This window comes from Dictyobacter sp. Z7_2 (assembly GCF_057551105.1).
Genome location: NZ_BAAJPE010000001.1, coordinates 3,034,092 through 3,052,344 on the forward strand (window position 1 = coordinate 3,034,092; position 18,253 = coordinate 3,052,344).

General features: G+C 48.7%; 13 protein-coding genes. 6 read left to right on the forward strand and 7 right to left on the reverse strand.

What is annotated here, in order from left to right:
* Positions 1 to 40: 40 nt before the first annotated feature.
* The 4 genes from AC27N8_RS12085 to AC27N8_RS12100 form a co-directional block, all read right to left on the reverse strand.
* Entirely contained in the window at positions 41 to 805 is a 765-nt protein-coding gene (locus AC27N8_RS12085) for a hypothetical protein (RefSeq protein WP_487067275.1), read from the reverse strand.
* Between the two features lie 369 nt (positions 806 to 1,174).
* Positions 1,175 to 2,326 (reverse strand): sensor histidine kinase, encoded by a 1,152-nt coding sequence (locus AC27N8_RS12090; protein WP_487067277.1) that lies wholly within the window; start codon positions 2,324 to 2,326, stop codon positions 1,175 to 1,177.
* Positions 2,292 to 2,792, reverse strand: a complete 501-nt coding sequence (locus tag AC27N8_RS12095; protein ID WP_487067279.1) for a response regulator — start codon at positions 2,790 to 2,792, stop codon at positions 2,292 to 2,294. Before AC27N8_RS12095 ends, AC27N8_RS12090 begins: the two co-directional genes overlap by 35 nt.
* Positions 2,789 to 5,782, reverse strand: a complete 2,994-nt coding sequence (locus AC27N8_RS12100; protein WP_487067281.1) for a PAS domain-containing sensor histidine kinase — start codon at positions 5,780 to 5,782, stop codon at positions 2,789 to 2,791. The genes AC27N8_RS12095 and AC27N8_RS12100 overlap by 4 nt, the downstream gene beginning before the upstream one ends.
* Before the next feature lie 922 nt (positions 5,783 to 6,704).
* Here AC27N8_RS12100 and AC27N8_RS12105 point away from each other — a divergent pair.
* Together AC27N8_RS12105 and AC27N8_RS12110 are read left to right on the forward strand one after the other, a co-directional pair.
* Entirely contained in the window at positions 6,705 to 7,100 is a 396-nt protein-coding gene (locus AC27N8_RS12105; RefSeq protein WP_487067284.1) for a hypothetical protein, read from the forward strand.
* A gap of 140 nt (positions 7,101 to 7,240) precedes the next feature.
* Complete coding sequence (locus AC27N8_RS12110) at positions 7,241 to 8,482, forward strand: LVIVD repeat-containing protein (protein ID WP_487067286.1); 1,242 nt, start codon at positions 7,241 to 7,243, stop codon at positions 8,480 to 8,482.
* A 25-nt stretch (positions 8,483 to 8,507) separates the two neighbouring features.
* On the opposite strand, the gene AC27N8_RS12115 is transcribed toward AC27N8_RS12110, so the two are convergent.
* A complete protein-coding gene (locus AC27N8_RS12115; protein WP_487067288.1) occupies positions 8,508 to 9,404 on the reverse strand; it encodes an NAD(P)-dependent oxidoreductase in 897 nt (298 codons plus the stop codon).
* A 114-nt stretch (positions 9,405 to 9,518) separates the two neighbouring features.
* Positions 9,519 to 10,265: a metallophosphoesterase family protein gene (locus AC27N8_RS12120; protein WP_487067290.1), complete on the reverse strand. Its 747-nt coding sequence runs from the start codon at positions 10,263 to 10,265 to the stop codon at positions 9,519 to 9,521.
* A 363-nt stretch (positions 10,266 to 10,628) separates the two neighbouring features.
* Between AC27N8_RS12120 and AC27N8_RS12125 the strand changes: the two genes are divergently transcribed.
* Positions 10,629 to 11,735 carry a GAF domain-containing protein gene (locus AC27N8_RS12125; protein WP_487067292.1) on the forward strand — a complete coding sequence of 369 codons (1,107 nt, stop codon included), beginning with the start codon at positions 10,629 to 10,631 and terminating at the stop codon, positions 11,733 to 11,735.
* A gap of 83 nt (positions 11,736 to 11,818) precedes the next feature.
* On the opposite strand, the gene AC27N8_RS12130 is transcribed toward AC27N8_RS12125, so the two are convergent.
* Entirely contained in the window at positions 11,819 to 13,027 is a 1,209-nt protein-coding gene (locus AC27N8_RS12130) for a S53 family peptidase (protein WP_487067294.1), read from the reverse strand.
* Positions 13,028 to 13,633: 606 nt separating this feature from the next.
* Here AC27N8_RS12130 and AC27N8_RS12135 point away from each other — a divergent pair.
* The 3 genes from AC27N8_RS12135 to AC27N8_RS12145 all read left to right on the forward strand — a co-directional run bounded on the left by AC27N8_RS12135 (position 13,634) and on the right by AC27N8_RS12145 (position 18,187).
* Entirely contained in the window at positions 13,634 to 15,907 is a 2,274-nt protein-coding gene (locus AC27N8_RS12135) for a glycosyltransferase family 39 protein (protein ID WP_487067296.1), read from the forward strand.
* A 287-nt stretch (positions 15,908 to 16,194) separates the two neighbouring features.
* On the forward strand, positions 16,195 to 17,760 hold the full coding sequence (locus AC27N8_RS12140) for a DUF7125 family protein (RefSeq protein ID WP_487067298.1): 1,566 nt from the start codon (positions 16,195 to 16,197) through the stop codon (positions 17,758 to 17,760).
* A 13-nt stretch (positions 17,761 to 17,773) separates the two neighbouring features.
* Positions 17,774 to 18,187: a response regulator gene (locus AC27N8_RS12145; protein WP_487067300.1), complete on the forward strand. Its 414-nt coding sequence runs from the start codon at positions 17,774 to 17,776 to the stop codon at positions 18,185 to 18,187.
* The last annotated feature ends 66 nt before the right edge of the window (positions 18,188 to 18,253 follow it).

Sequence of the window (18,253 nt, forward strand, 5' to 3'; positions counted from 1 at the left end):
GAAATTTTGTTGGACTTGTCAATGGTTAACCGTTTTTTTTTCAGGATGTGACCAGCACAAATGTGCCTTTGCTGTTGTGAAACAGGATATGCGTTCCCTGGAAGGAGACTTGCATGTCGAGCAATTTGCTGTGTGGGGCGGATGGGATAAATGTGAGTGTGATTGGTGCCAGATCGGCTCCATTTCCCATCAGTTGCGGACCAAGGAAGATACGGGCATGTGCGGCGTCTCCCCCGGGCAGCTCAATGATCTCGATACGCCCATGCTCATTGAGGGCGATGAAGTGACTCGCCGTTGTTCCTGTTTCATGCCCAACAAAGGCATCTGTTTGCGTGGTGCGGGGACGTCCGTACTTAATGTCATCATAGGTTATGGTGCCCCAGGACCAGAGAATCTGCCCCAGCCACAAGAGTGCAAGCATCGCCAGCATCGAGATGCCAACTGTTAGCGACCAGTGCATGCTCTGATGGCCCTGTTTACGCGTGTTTACTTTGATTGGTTGGCTACTCACTCTAACTGGCTGCGTGTTGGTTTTCCTGGTCTTTTCGCTGCTCTTAACCAGTTGTGCGTCACCAGTTGTGCGCCGCTGCGGTTGTGGATTTGCTCTGATCGATTGCGTAGCGGTTCGGGCGGATTTTTTGCCGGATTTGACCAGAAGCGTATCACCTGTCGTACGTTTCTCAGGTTGACCCTGTGGGCGCGATGCTCTGGGCGTGATCAAATCGATATCTTCCGTTGTCGGGTTGATCGGTCGATGGCGTAGCGTGCTGGATGGCATACCTCTGGAAGTATTGGATACTGGCATAATGATATCCCCTCCTCAAATAGGAATAAGTTAAGATAATCACAAGAAATAGTTAAGTCAAACCGGAGGAGACTGTCTCTATCTGCGTACGTCGGAATAAATACTCTATGGGGAAATTGTAGCGCAGTGTATCGTTGAGATCTAGTAGCTTATCCACAGATTATCTGACGATTGTGTGGAAGCTTTGTGTATAAGTCGAGATGACATGTGCATAAGCGCTTGATGGTGTGGATAACTGGTATATTCAGTCTCATTGCTGATTATATTCCAGGTTGAAGCTGGACTATGATCGGGAGTGTTGTTCTGTGGCAAATCTTTCGCGTCGGGGTGCATGGTCTAACGCACTGCTCGCTGTAGGAGATCTGTGTGCTAGACCGCTGGCTCTTCTTCCGATGTGTGTTTGCCTTCTACTGGCAGCGTAAAACTAAAAGTTGATCCTTTTCCTGTCTCGCTTTCTACCCAGAGGTGTCCATCCTGGCGCTTGATCATCTCGGCTGAAATATAGAGTCCCAGGCCCAGGCCCGAGATTGCATTTCTCTTTGCATCTTCCAGCCGATAGAAAGGATCAAATATTTTCTCTAACTGCTCCTGGGGAATACCGGGTCCAAAGTCTTGTACCGAGAGCGTCACGGTATCATCCGTAGCATGCGTTTTGATAATAATTTGGTTGCTGTCGGGGGCATATTTGATGGCGTTCATTAATAAATTTGTAATGACCTGGCCCGTGCGCGAGCGGTCTCCCCAGATAGTTTTATTCGTGATGCCATCGCGGATGAGCTGATGCTTTTCTGTGATGGGTTGGATCTCTTCAATTAATTCATCCACCAGGCTGTCAAAAGAGAAATAGGTCCGACGAAATTGCAGCCGTTCGCCTTCTATACGTGTGACGTCCTGGAAATCGGAGATCAGGTCGGTTAGCTTGTTGATCTGAGCATTCATGCGGGTTGTCGTGTGGATGACCGCTTCGTCCCCGATCAGCAAGAAGCGCTTGCGCAACAGTTGAGCATGCGCTTTAAGACTGGTAAGCGGGGTTCTCAGTTCATGCACAACCATACTGATAAATTCGTTGCGCTTCTTCTCCAGTTCCTGGCTGGCGAGCTGCTCACTCAACAGGATTTCGCGCTCGTGTTCAGCTTTTTTGCGTTCGATGGCGTAGCGAATACTACGACTTAAAAGATCAGCCTGTAAGTACTCTTTGGGGATATAATCATCGGCACCGGCTTGCAATGCCAGGATATCTATTTCAGACTCGTTGGCACCGGTCAAGAGAATGATTGGCCGTGTATAGCCTCTTCCTCTGGCCTCGCGGATCAGATCGATGCCATTATGTGCTCCCAAGCGATAGTCGAGCAAGCAGAGATCGTGTTGTGCGGTGAGCATAAGCTCAAGGCCAGATGAATAGCGACTTTCCCAGGTGAGCCGGTATTGAGCACGTGTGATTCTGGCAAGGACCTTTTTGAGGAGGATATAATCCTCCTCATCATCTTCAATGAGTAGAATCGTCGTTGGCTGTATTTCCATAAGTATCCTTCTTCATTTTAGATGGCAAGGTCACGACCTCAAACCAATACTTTCCTAATGCCTGCATCACTTCAATCAATTTCTCAAACGTCACAGGTTTGGTCACGAACGAATTCACGCCCAGTTTGTACGTACGATAAATATCCTCTTCGGCCTTAGAGGTGGTAAAGACCACGATCGGGATGTCCTGTAATTCGGGATGGGCCTTGATCTCCCGTAGCGCCTCACGACCATCCTTCTTGGGCATATTCAAGTCGAGCAGAATCAGTCCTGGCAGCGGAGCGATCTCATCGGTGGCCCCCTCATATTTGCCGCGCCTGAGCAGATAGTCTAAAAGTTCCTCACCATTGCTGACGCTAAAGAGAGTATTGAGGAGCTTGCCTTTTTTCAAAGCTTTGCTGGTAAGCAGAACATCATCTTCATCATCGTCGGCCATGAGAATGACGATTGAATTTGGTTTGATCATAGTGTCTCTACTTTCGTTGGATGGGATGCGGGTAAAGTGACGATAAAGGTTGAACCTGCTCCAAGTTTACTGGTCGCAGTGACATGTCCGCTATGCCGTTCAACGATCTTGCGGACGACTGCCAGGCCAATACCGGTGCCCGCATATTCGTTTCTTCCATGCAAACGCTGAAAGACAGTAAAGATCTTATCGAGATATTTCTCATCGAAACCGATACCGTTATCCTCCACCTTCAACACGCATTGCTGACGAGTGGAACCGCCATCCATAGCCGTGCTATCTTGTAGGCTGGCTGTTACCTTGATATCAGGTGTAACGTCTGGACGATGAAACTTTAGGGCGTTTCCAATCAGATTCTGGAGAATCTGGTACATTTGTCGTGGATCTGCATCGATAGTTGGAAGAGGTCCTATCTCTACGCTGGCGTGCGTCTCCTCGATACGTGTATCCAGGTCATCGATCACATCTTTGGCGATCGTTGCCAGATTAACGGGCGAAAAGGGCAGCGTCTTGGTGGCAACGCGGGAGAACGTTAAGAGATCATCGATCAGGACGCGCATACGTGTAGCCGCGTTGCGCATACGATCGATATATTCTGCTCCGTCGCCTAGCTCTGGTGAATATTCCTCCTGAAGTAGATTGCCAAAGGCTTGTATTTTTCGTAATGGCTCTTGCAGGTCATGAGAGGCTACATAGGCAAATTCCTGTAACTCTTGATTGCTTCGCTCAAGCTCCGTGTTAAGGATATTCAATTCCTCGGTACGTTTGATGACTCTACTTTCGAGATTGGCATTGAGATCCTGTAAGTTATGATAAATCTGAGCTCGCTCGATCGCCATTGCAATGCGGCTGGCCAGTTCCTCGCCGATACTCAAATCGTCCACCCTATAGGGTCCCCGTTCTGACGAGGAGACAAGTGTGATGGTACCATGGCAGCGATCCTGTACGGTCAGGGGAATAATCATCACTGAGGTCGCATCCAGGCTCTGTAACAAAGCCTGTTCTTGCTGATCACTTGTAACTAAATGCAGCTCGTTGGAAGCCAGATGAAAATGTAAAGCCGATTTTTGCTGTTGATGGACCGATATACTGGCCTGAGGCGTTGTTACCTCCTTTATGAGCTTGCTCGATCTCTCAGATTCTGAAGTATGAGTAGACTGTGGATATGAGATACTCTGAGCGAGAACGTTCTCCTTATCATGATAGAGATCAATCCTGCACCAATCAGCAATAGCTGGAATTGCCTGCCTGGCAACTTGCTCAAGGATTTCCTGGAAGTCGAGGGTGGAGACCAGAAGCTTACCCGCTGTGGCGAGGAATTTTACCTGTTCAAGTGTCCTGGCCAATTGTAACTCGGCCTCTTTACGTTCCGTGATATCAATATTGACGCCGATCAGGCGGATAGCTTGTCCATCAACCTGCTCGACGACTTCACCTTTACCCAGCATCCAATGCAACGAGCCATCCTGCCAGATCACGCGAAACTCAACATTGTAGGCCGGGCCTCCTCTGGTGGAGGCAAGGAGATTTTCTTCGGCACGCTGTAAATCGTCGGGATGGACACGTTGCGTCCAATTTTCATATTTGCCTTCAAAGCTACCGGCTGGTAACCCATAGAGTGCCTCAAGCTCCGGAGTCCAGATTATGTGATTTTCCTGGACGCGCCATTCAAACGTACCCACGCGACCGGTGCGCTGGGAGAGCTCCAGACGTTCCTGGCTGGCTTTTAAGCGTTCGCGAGCCCGCACCTGCTCGGTGACTTCTACGGCATGCACTAGAATAGCATCAACGACTCCAAGTTCATTGTATGAGGGCTGATAGACAAAGTTGAAAAAGCAGTCTTCAAGTGTGCCATTCTGGTGCCGATCTACAGGTACCCTTACTTCATTGCCGACGATAGGCTGGCCTGTATGATAAACCTGATCAAGTAGTTGATACAGATGTTGACCGCCAGCTTCGGGAAACGCTTCAAGGATAGATTTGCCAATGATATCGCGCTGGCTGCTGAGCTGAAGATAGGGTTGGTTGGCAAATTCAAAGACATGCTCGGGGCCGGTAAGCAAGGCAATCAGTGCTGGCACTCGCATAAAGAGCTCGTAGAGACGCTTGCGCTCGGCTTCGGCCTCCGCACGAGCGTTTTGTTCGAGGATGAGAGAGCGTCCCCGCTCGATTTCAAGGCGTTTGTGTTCGGTAAAGTCACGGGCGATGCTCAGGACCGAGGTCACCGTCCCCGTAGCATCGAATTCAGGTGTGAGACGTACCTGGTAGAAGCGCTGTCCATCAGGACCACCATCAAAGGCAAATTCCTCCACTTGTATCTGCCGCGAGGAAATGGTATTATCGAGAAAGCCTCTCCACATTTTTGCATACTCGACGCCCAGCCCAACTTCTAGATGCGTCTTGCCGATGAACGCGGTTGTGGGCTTCCCGCTCGTCTTTTCAATGACTGGATTTACATAGATGTAGCGATACTGCCGATCAAAGCGAGCAATGACATCGGGGGCGTTTTCGGCGACTGCCTGGAATGATAGCTGCTGCTGGCGGAGATTCTCTTCAAGCTGTTTTCTGTGATTGATATCTTCAATCACAGAAATAAAATATTGTGGCTGTCCAACCTCATCGCGAGCCAGCGTTGCTGTTAAATTGGCCCAAACCAGTGACCCATCTTTACAAATATAGCGTTTTTCCATTGAGTAGCTCTCAATGTCTCCCGCGATTAACTGATGGATATAATCCCAGTTTTTTTGTAAGTCATCGGCGTATGTCATATCCTGGAAGGATTGGCTGAGTAACTCCTGCTTGTCGTAGCCCAGAATGGTACAGAGTTTCTGATTGACTTGTAACCAACGACCATCAAGTGCCACATGTGCCATCCCGACCGCTGCCTGCTCAAACGTTGCCTGGAAGCGCTGTTCCGTCTCTCTAACTTCCGTGAGCAATGTGGAGAGCGATTTCGTTTCATCGGGTGTTGGATCAGGTATATGTGTCATGTATTAAACTTTTCCCTCTTTCCTGTATTCACGTATGAGCAGCCTGAATCAGGTACAAGTAGGCCATTTGCTGACATAAATTCTGGTATCGATCTTCATTTTTTTTGGCTCTGCTATAATAACAAAATTTTATTTCTTCTTGCAAGTGCAAAGTTGATGAGGGAGTGAGTGTGATATGTGGGTGACTATCAATCAGATTGCATTCAGACAAAGAAAATAGCAGGATTTTTTTATACAATCTTAATCGATTGCCATCGCAATAGTGTTAGAATCCTGAGATAGAATTGTTTGCACTGTCTTATGAAGTGTGGGTGTGAAACGTAGCTGGTAGAGTTTGCACTGTGCGGGGTCTGGAACGCACATTTATGGCAGCGAAAGAAGCAAAAGGTAGAACTAGATATAGTCGTGCTTATTCATATGGATAGTTTCTATCAGTTACGCCGTCATAAAAAGAAAACCGGGCAATAGTTTGATACAATAGATGTTGCCTTCTTTATATCAATGTATTACCCGGTACCCGGTTGCCCGAGGTTTCACAAGCGCCTGGACAGTTGCTTACTTATTTCACAAAACATATACCACGTTAGACTATGTTTTGTCAAATATCGGACAATTAGGAATAGAAAACCCTTTAGGGCTAAAAAGAAATTTAGTACCTTTGGTCTAGATAAATGCTTCGTTTCATACAACTGTGAATCGTTACCCCGCATCCATCTTTATTGCTGATCTTCATCCTCCAACAAAAAATCTCTGGATGAGGAGCTCTCGCTTGCTTTTTATATTAGGTCATGCTAATATCCGAGTGTAATAGTAAGGTATTAGCATGACCTAATATAAACTTTAGGCCCACGAATGAACCATGAATCTGTCTTCTCTCTGTGCAGATAGCACAAAATGGGAGGCGAGTGAAAGTGAGATAACTGTGTGTCAACATCTAATAATGCTGGCTGAGCTCGAAGAACAACGATATATTGCTCAGTGCGAGCATGGAACGATCCATTTGGGTTGGGATATCATGACTATTCACCTCACACGTGAGAATCTTTTAACCCTTTCGAAAGCGTTTCAACCGTCTGAGGTTTCTAATAAACCCTTAAATGTGAAAGCACCCTGGTTCTCGCTCGTGCGTATCCATAATAACTATGTCTCTCTACGTATTGGGCAAGCAGGATTATATCTCTCTCCTTACGACTTTCTTTTTTTAAGCCAGATGATTGGTCGTGCGGCCAGTTCACTGACTGAGAAAAAACCACTTGTCTTTCATTCAGAACCATATGACATCATGGTTGCGATTCCTACCGAAAGCTCAAAGAATTAGCGATGAAGTGTTGATCTGGTCTTTACGATGTCAGGGCTGAAAGCAATTAGACAGAGTTCTGACCTGCATGCTATACTGCTACTGGAGTCTGAGGATGTTATCTGGTCTAAGTGACAAGGTGCGAGAAAGGTTGATGCTTGATGAACTATGCCCCACAGGATTCTCCACATAAGAATATTGACTTTGTGAGCTATTCAGATATCGGCGATCGTGGTGATGGCGTGCAAATTATGGTTCATAAAGGATATGCCTATATCGGCCATATGTTTAGTAAGGGTGTAAGCGTTGTCGACGTCTCCAATCCTAAGCATCCCAGGCCGGTCAACTTCATCCCGGCACCACCTAATACCTGGTCGTTACACTTACAGACGCATGATGATCTTCTGTTAGTCATCAACGGTGTCTATATCCATTCCGACCAGATACACATCGACAAAGTGGAATACTATAGCCAGTCCTTTGCCGATACCTTTGGTAAGCAGGAGCTCGATTTTGCCGCTGGCATGCGTGTTTATGATATCTCTAAGCCTGATCAGCCACGCGAGATTGGCTTTATGCCGGTCAATGGTTTTGGATTGCATCGCATCTGGTACGTTGGTGGCCCGTACGCGTACGCGTCGGCATCGGTGGCTGGCTATACCGATCATATTTTTCTGACCATCGATATGACCGATCCAACCCATCCGCATGTGCTTGGCAAGTGGTGGATACCGGGAATGTGGCGCGAAGGTGGCGAGACGCCTACCTGGGCTCCCGATAGGCGTTACGCGCTCCATCATGCGATCATCGCCGGGACGACGGCTTATGGTTCGTGGCGTGACGGTGGCCTGACATTGATCGATATCAAAGATCCCAGCGCTCCGCAGTTAATTGCACATCGTAACTGGAGTCCTCCGTTTGGAGGTGGGACTCATACCAGCCTGCCGCTGCCGGATCGCGATCTGGTAATCGTGGCGGATGAAGGTGTGGCCGATAATTGTTCCGATCAGGTCAAGTATACCTGGGTGGTCGATGTACGAGAACCCAGTAATCCAGTTACCATCTCGACCTTTCCCACGCCGAGCGAGGAAGATTATTGTGCCAAAGGTGGACACTTTGGACCTCACAACCTGCATGAGAACCGTCCAGGCAGCTTCCAGAGTTCAGAGATTATCTTTGCCACCTATCAGAACGCGGGCGTGCGTGTCTTTGACATCAAGAATCCGTTTCGCCCGGAAGATATCGGACACTTTATCCCGCCGGCACCGGCGCGTATGTATGATCCGCGTCCCGAAAGTGCGCAAGTAATCCAGTCGTGCGACGTCTTTGTCGATCGGCAGGGATTACTCTACGTCACTGATTATAATGCCGGACTTTATATTCTAGAATATAAGGGAAATTAGTAGAGTCTTGGTAGAAAAAGAAAGCTTACAATGCCTCTTTTTTTAATGCATCAGCCAGGATCGCGGTAACCTCGGCCAACGTCTGACCCTTGTGACGCTTTTCTGGCGTCTCTGTCCCGAGCTCTGTTTGCTCCACAAAATGATACATAGCAGCAGCTCCTGCCATGATTTGTGGTGGTAGCCCCAGATCGGCATACGTCTGTGCAATCTCTTCCATCTCGCCAACCCAGCGATAGGCTTTGGGCGGCATGGCAGGCACATTTCCCTCCGCCCAGCGCAGCAGGCCCGGCCGACTCGATTCTAGCTCGCTGGATAAAGCATCGGTTAGACCAAGAGCTTCGGCGGCGGCAAAGGCTTCGGTCAGGAGGGCCGTTAGTCCTTTGGTCATCGAGGCATAGCACATCTTTAAGGCGGACGCCTGACCGATGTATGGTCCCAGAACACGGATATCCAGCCCAAATTCTTTGAGTTGGGCGAATTGTGTGGCGTGAGGTCCAGAGGCATATAGGCTTGGACCCTTCGCGCCAGGGCTTGGCGGTCCACCAATGATGCCCGCGTCGACAAAATCGATGCCCGTCGCCGTCACAATCTGCTCGATAGCTTTTACCGTGCCTGGCGATATGGCGTTACAGTCGGCGAATAGTAGATGTGTCTGAGTCTCCTGGACAGCTTTTGCTATACGTTCAGCTAGTTCCCGCGCTCGCGCTGGTACCAGTATAGATAAGAGAATATCCGCTTCCCGTACCAGGGTGGCATCGTCTGCAACATCGATGATGCCCGCCTGGGATGCCAGTGCGGCGGATCGAGCGCTTCGCCCTTGGAGATTGGTAATCAGACGGAGTCCATGCGCTTGTAGTACTCCGGCGATGGCATGGCCCATATCACCAGGACTGATAATGCCAACGGTCGGTTGTTTACTCATCGCTTTGCTATCTTTCGCTTTCAAGTACAAATAAGTTATGTAATCACTATAGCATAGGTAATGCCTGGAACGTCTATGATCGCTATTGATAATGGCTAGTGGAAAATATTTTCTCTATGCTTTCGCCCATCGATTGGCCAGCCAGTTGGCATGAGGCATCTGTACTTGCTTAACAGTCTCCAGGAAGCCTTCGCGATCAAAGGGTATCCGGCAGAATTCTACGTTAACCGTATTTAATTTACTTTTGCCTACAGTGAGGATCGCGTATTCACTCCAGGGGGCTTTGTAGACATCTTCTGATGGAGCTGTGCGATCCAAGGCCATTCCGATACTGCCGGGATTAATGACCAGACGTGCCTGATAGCGTCGTAGCATCTGCATATGAGTATGTCCACCTGCCAGTAGTTGGGCGGATGTGAGCGCATAGGCTTGCCCTAATGTCTCATCAGATGTGATGGGTAAAATTTTCTCGTGGAACGAGCGCGGCGAGCCATGATAGCCAAGGAGCATAGTTGTCTCATTGATCTGCCACTCAAAGGTGGCGGCAAAGGTACGAATAAAGTCTTTATCATCCTTGTTGAGCTGTTGAGCACTCCAATACTCGATATCCTGATTATTCTGTTCCTCTAACGTGTTATGTTGGGTGAGTTGTGGATGCAGGAGCCAGTCGTCGGTGTTACCCATTACGATTGGACAATTTACCTCACGCAGGCGCTGGATAACTTCATGCGGTTGGGGACCTCCACAGGCGACATCTCCCAGGCAGAGAATATGTCTGATCTGTCTTTGAGCGATATCTTGTAGCACTGTCTCTAAAGCAGGTAGGTTGCCGTGAATATCCGAAATTAAGGCGATTTGCATAGGTTCATCCTTTTCTTGTTATCTATAAGCTTTGCTATCCAGATTATGATCTTCTAAAGAAATACGTGTAATGTGTCCAGGATGTCACAATAGAGTATGCGAAAGTTGTTCGTGAATCGTATGATAAGCACAAATAAAATTCTCTTATGCTCAGTCGTATTGTGAAGCCTTCACTTGACTGATTTTTATAGCCAGAGTATTGTTCTATAATTAATGAACATATAAGAAAATAGTGTGGTGATCGTAATGTGTATACGCTAGCCTGAAATGGATAAAAATAAAGAAATATGCTGCTATATATGGGAAAATCTTGCGTTCCATGTGGTGTTTTGGATACGAATCATGTTTTGGGGAGATGTGAAATTGGACAAAGAATACACATTTACAGATTCTAGTATGCTCTCTGCGTCGTCTTCTGATGTCCAGGGTAAAGAAATCACCTATGCTCATACAGATGGAGAGCATGTTCTATCATCTCCAGGCTCACAGACGTGGCGTGTTCTGCTGGGGCAGATTATTTGCGATGCGAACGAAAAGAAGCGTTTGGTTAAAGCTTTGCATATCTCGCCAGTGACGCTTATGCGTTGGGTGGATGGGAAATCTGAGCCTCGACGTCACAACTTGCAACAGCTTCTTGGAGTACTGTCACCGCCGTATCGAGAGCGGATGCAGGCTCTGCTGCCGGAGGTGGAGGGGATACATGATGCTGTTTGGTCGGGACCTAGCACACTCTCTCGGACTATCTTGTCTGATATCTATGCGCGTACATTGAGGGCTCGTGCCGTTGTCAATCCGCATATGCGTTTTTGGTCCCTGTGTCAACTTGTTTTGCAGCACGCGTTGGGGCAGCTTGATCCAGAGCGGCATGGGATGGCGATCTGGGTAATTGGGTGTATGCCTCCTTCAGGACCGCAGCAAAAAGTACGCAGTTTACGTGGCTGCATCGGTGTTGGAACACCTCCATGGATGGGAAATCTGGAGCATGAGGCGATGTTTCTGGGGGCCGAGTCGCTGATTGGCGACGTTGTGACGCGTTGCCATCCCGCGCTTGTGCAGGATGTGCGCAAAGAACATCATCTTTTCATTTCCTCTCGCGATGAGCAGGAGCTAAGCGTGGCTATTTATCCACTACTATATGTTGGTCGCGTCGCTGGAGCTCTGATGATCTCTAGCACTGTGGCGAACCATTTTCTCTCAGAGGTTCGTACCGATTTGATGCAGCATTATGCCTACCTGGTGACGTTGGCTTTCGCCTCATCGGACTTTTATGAAATAGATCAGATCGCGCTCGAAATGATGCTGCCGTATGCTGAACAACTTGTGTATTTTGACAAATTTCATCAAATGATGACTGCAACGATGCTCGATGCTCTGGATCGTAAGCAGCCGCTAAGTAATGTCGAGATTGAAGCGCTGGTCTGGGGACGTTTGGAAGAGGAGTTAATTAGTAAATCTGCAACTTTTTATTAGTGATGCTGGTCCGGCCAGTAACAACGTTGGTACTGGCTGGACCATGTAATATGGCAAGAGGAGTAGTCTTGCCGCTTCCTCTATTAGAATGCTGTTACTCCATTAGGAGTTCCTAAGCCTGTTGGGCCATCATAGCCAGTCTTGGCTGTGCAGAGGTATGTTCCACTGCAAGAGCCGTTGCTGCCACTGGTCACGTCGAACAAGCTGCTGGAATGGGAGTAAAGAGACTGTGCGGCGTTGACGGTGCTGGCATTACCGGCCAGAGCGTAGACGCTGGCGATAATGGGCGAAGAAACGCTTGTGCCACCGAAGACGAGCCAACCGCTTTCGCCGTAGCTGTCATACACTGAGACACCAGTGTTTGGATCAGCCACTGCTGAGACGTCGGCGACAGTTCTTCTGGAGCAGCTTGAGTCTGTCTGCCAGCTGGGCTTGGCGATGTATCTGCTACAACCGCTACCAGCACCGTTCCATGCTGTTTCAGCCCAACCACGTGAGGATGTGCTTGTTCTCAGTGATGTACCACCTACAGCAACAACGGTGTTATATGCGGCAGGCACCTCAACGCCATAACCACCATCGCCCGAGCTAGCGGTGATGATATGACCGGCATGGTTGTAGTAAGAGGCATAACTGGTTTCGCTGCTGGACTCGCTACCACCGTAGCTGTTGCTGACAGTATTGGCTCCCAGTGCAACGGCCTCGTTCACTGCGGTACCCAGGCTGGTAAAGGATGTGCTGGTTGACTCAACAAGGATGATTTTACAATTGGGGCAGATGGCACTTACCATGTCGAGGTCAAGCGAAATCTCTTCGGACCAGCCAGTGTCATTGCTTGGATAGCTGGTACCACCGGTCTGGTTGACTTTTTTGAAGCAGCCATTGGCGGTGGTGCAAGCTGGCAGACCAAATTGTGCACGATACACAGCCAGGTCTGATTCAGCGTTGGGATCGTTGAATGCATCGACAATCGCTACCGTCTGTCCGCTACCAGCAGTTGAGGAAGGCAACTTATAAGCAGAAATCAAGTTTGCTGGGCTGAGACCAGATGGGGTAGCATTTGGTGTGACAGCACCATTTTTTTTGTCGATCTGGATCGCACTACATGAAGCAAAACCTACTTTGGCGAGGCTACAAACACTGTGGGATACGAATGCAGGTGTGAGGCTCTCTGATTGAGCAAATACTGCTGTCGAGGTTCCTAGCAGAAGGAAAACAAGAACAGCCATCGAGGAGAGGGAGGTAATAAGTCTTCGCAACACGGCTTCCTTTCCGTAGACAGAAAGAACCATTTATCCACAAATGCGTCTATAAGCGCTTATAACGACGCTTATCTGAGCACAAGGGCATAAAGGATCTCATGTCAGTGCTTTAGACAACATCAATACAAGTAGATAGATGTGAAAGTTACTATGCCATACCCCCGTATGCATAGCCTTCTCGAGTATCTCGAAAAGAGAAAGTTCTCTGTTTCGTTTGGCACCAGATACTCTTACTTAGAAGTATTCACTAAAAAGAGAAAAATGTCAATACATATTATCGGGTTGATTGATATTAGGTGGGAAAATGTTTTATTTATACATATGTATTGGGCGAATAAGCTATATTTATAGCTTTGAATATATCTTTCTTTTCACATTTTCTTTACAATTTCAAGAGTGTTTGTTGAAGTTGTTTCTCTATACTTATGCTGATAGAAGGTATTGCATGTGTGAAGTGTGGGATCGAGTAGTTGTACATAGCAGGAAAGTCAAAATAGAATGTGCATTTTGACTGCTTTTCTCCTGTATGTAAGAGCTGATGAATGCAACTATTTTCTTGTACTGAGGAAAAAATGCTTGAGCAATATAAATATGAACGCTTATGGGAATGTTCCCTTGGAAAGGCTGCGATAACGTATGGCTGATCTCGTCGATACAACCTCCTTTTTAACATCGCCTTTTGGGGATGAGTCATGGCAGAGAGAAAACTCTAGCTGGTGGGGAAAGATCTCTTTGGGGGTGATTGTTTTACTCGCCATCTTTATGAATTTCTACCAGTTGGGACAAAATGGATATGGCAATCTCTATTATGCTTCTGGTGTCAGGAGCATGGCGGATAATTGGCATAACTTTTTCTTTGTCTCTTTTGATCCTGGTGGTTTTGTCACGATTGATAAACCGCCGCTGGGCTTCTGGCTACAGACACTCAGTACAAAAATCTTTGGTTTTACCGCTTTTAGTATTTTTCTGCCGCAAGCACTATGTGGCGTGCTGGCGGTTGTGTTGCTCTATTATCTGGTGCAGCGACATTTTGGGACTGTGGCTGGACTGATCGCCGCTCTGCTGGCAATTACGCCGATTAGCGTTGTAACCGATCGCAACAATACTATCGATGGAACACTTGCGCTGGTGCTCTTGCTGGCAAGCTGGGCGGTGATCCATGCTGCCGAATCAGGGAAGTTGCGCTGGCTAATTCTCACGGCGGTCTTTGTCGGTCTGGGATTCAACGTGAAGATGGCTGAGGCTTATCTTGTGGTGCCGGCTCTGGGCCTGACATACATCCTTTGTGCGCCGCGCAAGCTCTGGACGAGGATCTGGCATCTCTTGCTGGCCGCACTGGTCATGTTGCTCATCTCGCTCTCATGGGCAGCAGCTGTTGATCTGACGCCGGCTTCGCAGCGTCCCTATGTGGGCTCGACACAGGATAATTCTGAAATTGATCTGGCTTTTGGCTATAATGGCTTGAGCCGCCTACATATTGGCGCTTCTGGTCGCAATGGCTTTGGGGGCGGGGGCAGAAATACACGCGCCAGTACTGGCATAAATACAGCCCAAACCGCAAGCCCATCGAAGTCATCGGGTGGGACGACAAGCTCTAGCACGCAGACGCTCGCAGCGCGTGCCGATGAGCCCGGCACATCTGATGTTGCTGATGGATCTGGTACGACAAGAGGGAATCGAGGAGGTACTGGTGGCATTGGCGGTGGTGGTAGCACTTTCCAGACAGGGGCAATTGGACCATTTCATCTCTTTAGCACAGCGCTGGGAGGTCAGATTGCCTGGCTCTTGCCGTTTGCCCTCTTAGGGATAGTTGCCCTGGCCTGGCAGCGACGTTTCAGGTTTCAGATAGATAATCAGCAGCTAGGTCTTGTGCTTTGGGGGGGCTGGCTACTGACGATGGCGATCTTTTTCTCGGCCGATGCTTCGTTTCATCAATACTATATGACCGAGATGGCTCCGGGATTGAGTGCGCTGGTTGGTATCGGTGCGGTTGTCATGTGGCACGATTATCGTGGCTCTAGCTGGCATGGCTGGCTCTTACCGATTGCTCTGGCAGTTACGGCTGGTGCACAGATTTATATGCTGGCAAGTTATCCTGATTGGTCGCAGTGGCTGAGTCCAGTGATCGGTATCGGGACGGCTATCGTCGTGGTTGTATTGCTGATCTTCAGGCTGCGGCCGCGTATGAATGTGCGTCAATCGCTGTTCAGTGCTGGTCGTCTGGTGTTTGGTCTCGGTATGCTGGTACTATTGATTGCTCCAGCTATCTGGTCTGGCTATTCGGTTATCAATAATCTGGAGTCTTCATTTCCTACCGCAGGTCCTACAACTCGCGGTGGTGCGAATACTTTTGCCTTTGTCGGAGTTGGAGCGGGAAATCGCGCTGGCATAGATGGAGCGACGGCGACGCAGAATCCTTTCAATGGTACTGGCGTGGCAGGCTTTGGTGGTGGGGATGCTTCCTCGCAAGCTGATACCGCACTTATCTCCTATCTGAAGACTAATCAAGGGAGTACGAAGTTTTTGGTGGCGACTCCAAGCTCGACTACTGCTGATGCAATTATTCTCTCTACAAATGAGCCTGTAATGGCTATGGGTGGCTTTGGTGGTAGTGATCCAATCTTGACGACGAGCACGCTCAAGAGTTTGATTACTGCTGGTACAGTGCGCTTCTTTCTGTTGAGTGGAACAACAGCGAACACGGCGCGAGGTACGACGAATACTGCACGCAGAGGATTCGATTTTGGCTTTGATGGTTTTGATGCCAGGGCTGGCGGCTTTGGTGGTTCACCGCAAAGTAATTTGTCCAACTGGGTAAGTACTAACTGTACCGCTGTAGCAGCAAGTACGTGGAATGGCTCAAGTACAGGAAACACACATTTATATGATTGTGGCTCTCTGCATTCGTAGTGGTCAGACGCCGTCTTAAGAAGTAAAGGGATCTCTTACAGTGGCAAGAGATCCCTTTACTTCTTTTGGGTTGGTGGTGAGTGAGCGGCACAAAAACGTCGGGCTGTTGTGATTTCAACCTCATTTTACTTGCTGTTCAGGTAGTTTGTATGTCATACTATTCCCGTAGTATTCGGTCCGCAAGTCAAGTCTCCTGCGCCTGAATGAGGGGGCTTGCAGATGAAGAAAAGAGGAGGCGCACTCCTCCCCATGTCTGAAGACAGGGGTATCCGTGCGATTGATAAAAGATGAGTAACATAAATGATATCGGCCCTGAGTCTGTGCCCCCTGTGCAGACAAAATTTGAACTGACTGGTGTGCCTCAGCTTGATCTGATATTGGGGGGAGGGATACCCCAGGGAGCTTTATCAATCATCGTTGGCCCGCCTGGCAGTGGAAAGACAACTCTGGCAAGTCAGATTGCCTTTGCGGCCGCCAAGCGTGGAAAGTCGGTGATGCTCTTAACCGCTCTCTCGGAGCCAACTACCACCTTATTGTCCCATTTGCGCTCGTATAATTTCTTTGATCCGAGCCTGATTGGCAGTACGGTGCAGGTCTATAGTTTAAAGCAGTTCTTGCCGCAGGGGGTGACGGCGACGAGTCAGGAGATCATCGCAGCGGTGCGTCAAACGAATGCGCAGCTGGTGGTGCTCGATGGCTTTCAAAGTATTCGCAGTATGGAACCGGACTTTGAGGCTGCACGGCGTCTGCTCTATGATCTGGGTGCGCGTATGAGTTTGCGTGGCACAACAACCTTGATCACCACTGAAGCTGATCCTCATGATCCTGGTCTCTTTCCTGAGATGACGACGGCCGATGTACTGATTGGTCTTTATTTTAAAGCCATGGGGATGCGTACCTTCCGTAATCTGGAAGTGATTAAGGTGCGGGGACGTGCTCCCCTGGGTGGTCAACACAGCTTGCTTTTAACCGATGATGGTGTCCAGGTCTTTCCTCGTTTGGAGACTCTTGTGAGGCCAAAATTTTATGAGGATTGGTCGATAGAGGGAACTGATGCAGAACTGATGCAGCGAGCCGGCTTTGGATTGGCGGAGTTAGATCTGCAACTGGGGGGCGGACTGACACGTGGGACGAGTACTTTGCTGGCTGGCAGCCTGGGTACCGGAAAGACGCTCATGGCGCTGTATTTTGCTCTCCATGGAGTGAGTCAGGGGGAAGCGACACTATTTCTTAGCTTTCGCGAGACGGGTGCCCAATTGATCCAGAAGGCGACGAATTTCTCTTTAGGGAAACAAATACGTGCGGCTCTGGCTCAAAATGGTGGTCTGACACTGCAACGTTGGGAACCAGTTGAGTTGGATCCCGATCAAGTGGCGATGAGGCTTCTCTCGACGTTGGATCGCACAGGGGCAAGACGCGTTATCATTGATAGCATTGTTGAGCTGGAACGGGCTATTTCGGAAGGGAGTGGGCATGAGCGTGGCTCAGATTATCTGGCAGCTCTATTATCCCTCTTACGCGAACGCGGTGTGACCCTATTAGCGCTTAAAGAGACTCCTAAGAGTATTACAACCCAGCTAGATTTTTCGGCTGATGCTCTGTCCATTTTGGCTGAGAATGTCTTGCTTTTGCAGCACATTGCGTATCGTGGTATGTTGCATAATGTGCTCTCAGTGCTCAAGATGCGGTTTTCATCGCATGATTATATGTTGCGTGAGTTTCAAATAGTCTCTCCAGAAGGATTGAGTGTGCTGACCCCAGATGAAAGTGGGCAAGAGGTTATACTTGGTCTGATGGAGCAGCAAGGAATAGCATCGCTCCCACATGCAATGACCAAGACCAGATTGTCGTAGAAGAGGTAAATCTATGATGGACAGGGACTCAGCAGGCCGTCCGCACGATAGGGAGAGGCTCTCTATCCTCATTGTTGATGATGAAGAGGCAATTGTGGATCTGCTCTCGGAATTTGTGAGCGACCTTGGCTATCTACCCTATAGTGCTCCAAACGGACAGCAAGCGCTGACACAGGCATTTGAACGATGGCCTATATTGGTAATTACAGATTTCATGATGCCTAAAATGAATGGCGCTGATCTGATCAAGTCACTCTATGCAGAGGCAGCCTCTCGCAAACGCAGGCGTCCTTCAATTATCTTGTTAACCGCGGCAGGGATACCCGCCTTGAAAGATGTGGATGTCGACGTCGTGCTGACGAAGCCCTTTGATCTAGATCAACTAGAGACGGTGATTCGTCGTTTGTTGCGAGCGAATGCTTCATAAATTGAGTACCGCTCACCATCATTCAACCAGATATAGAGTAATCTGTCCCAATCATTTAAATCCATA

What these genes read in the sequence shown, in the direction of transcription:
- AC27N8_RS12085 (WP_487067275.1), bottom strand. Translation starts at nt 805, where the DNA reads ATGCCAGTATCCAATACTTCCAGAGGTATGCCATCCAGCACGCTACGC.
- AC27N8_RS12090 (WP_487067277.1), bottom strand. Translation starts at nt 2,326, where the DNA reads ATGGAAATACAGCCAACGACGATTCTACTCATTGAAGATGATGAGGAG.
- AC27N8_RS12095 (WP_487067279.1), bottom strand. Translation starts at nt 2,792, where the DNA reads ATGATCAAACCAAATTCAATCGTCATTCTCATGGCCGACGATGATGAA.
- AC27N8_RS12100 (WP_487067281.1), bottom strand. Translation starts at nt 5,782, where the DNA reads ATGACACATATACCTGATCCAACACCCGATGAAACGAAATCGCTCTCC.
- AC27N8_RS12110 (WP_487067286.1), top strand. Translation starts at nt 7,241, where the DNA reads ATGAACTATGCCCCACAGGATTCTCCACATAAGAATATTGACTTTGTG.
- AC27N8_RS12115 (WP_487067288.1), bottom strand. Translation starts at nt 9,404, where the DNA reads ATGAGTAAACAACCGACCGTTGGCATTATCAGTCCTGGTGATATGGGC.
- AC27N8_RS12120 (WP_487067290.1), bottom strand. Translation starts at nt 10,265, where the DNA reads ATGCAAATCGCCTTAATTTCGGATATTCACGGCAACCTACCTGCTTTA.
- AC27N8_RS12130 (WP_487067294.1), bottom strand. Translation starts at nt 13,027, where the DNA reads ATGGTTCTTTCTGTCTACGGAAAGGAAGCCGTGTTGCGAAGACTTATT.
- AC27N8_RS12135 (WP_487067296.1), top strand. Translation starts at nt 13,634, where the DNA reads ATGGCTGATCTCGTCGATACAACCTCCTTTTTAACATCGCCTTTTGGG.
- AC27N8_RS12140 (WP_487067298.1), top strand. Translation starts at nt 16,195, where the DNA reads ATGAGTAACATAAATGATATCGGCCCTGAGTCTGTGCCCCCTGTGCAG.
- AC27N8_RS12145 (WP_487067300.1), top strand. Translation starts at nt 17,774, where the DNA reads ATGATGGACAGGGACTCAGCAGGCCGTCCGCACGATAGGGAGAGGCTC.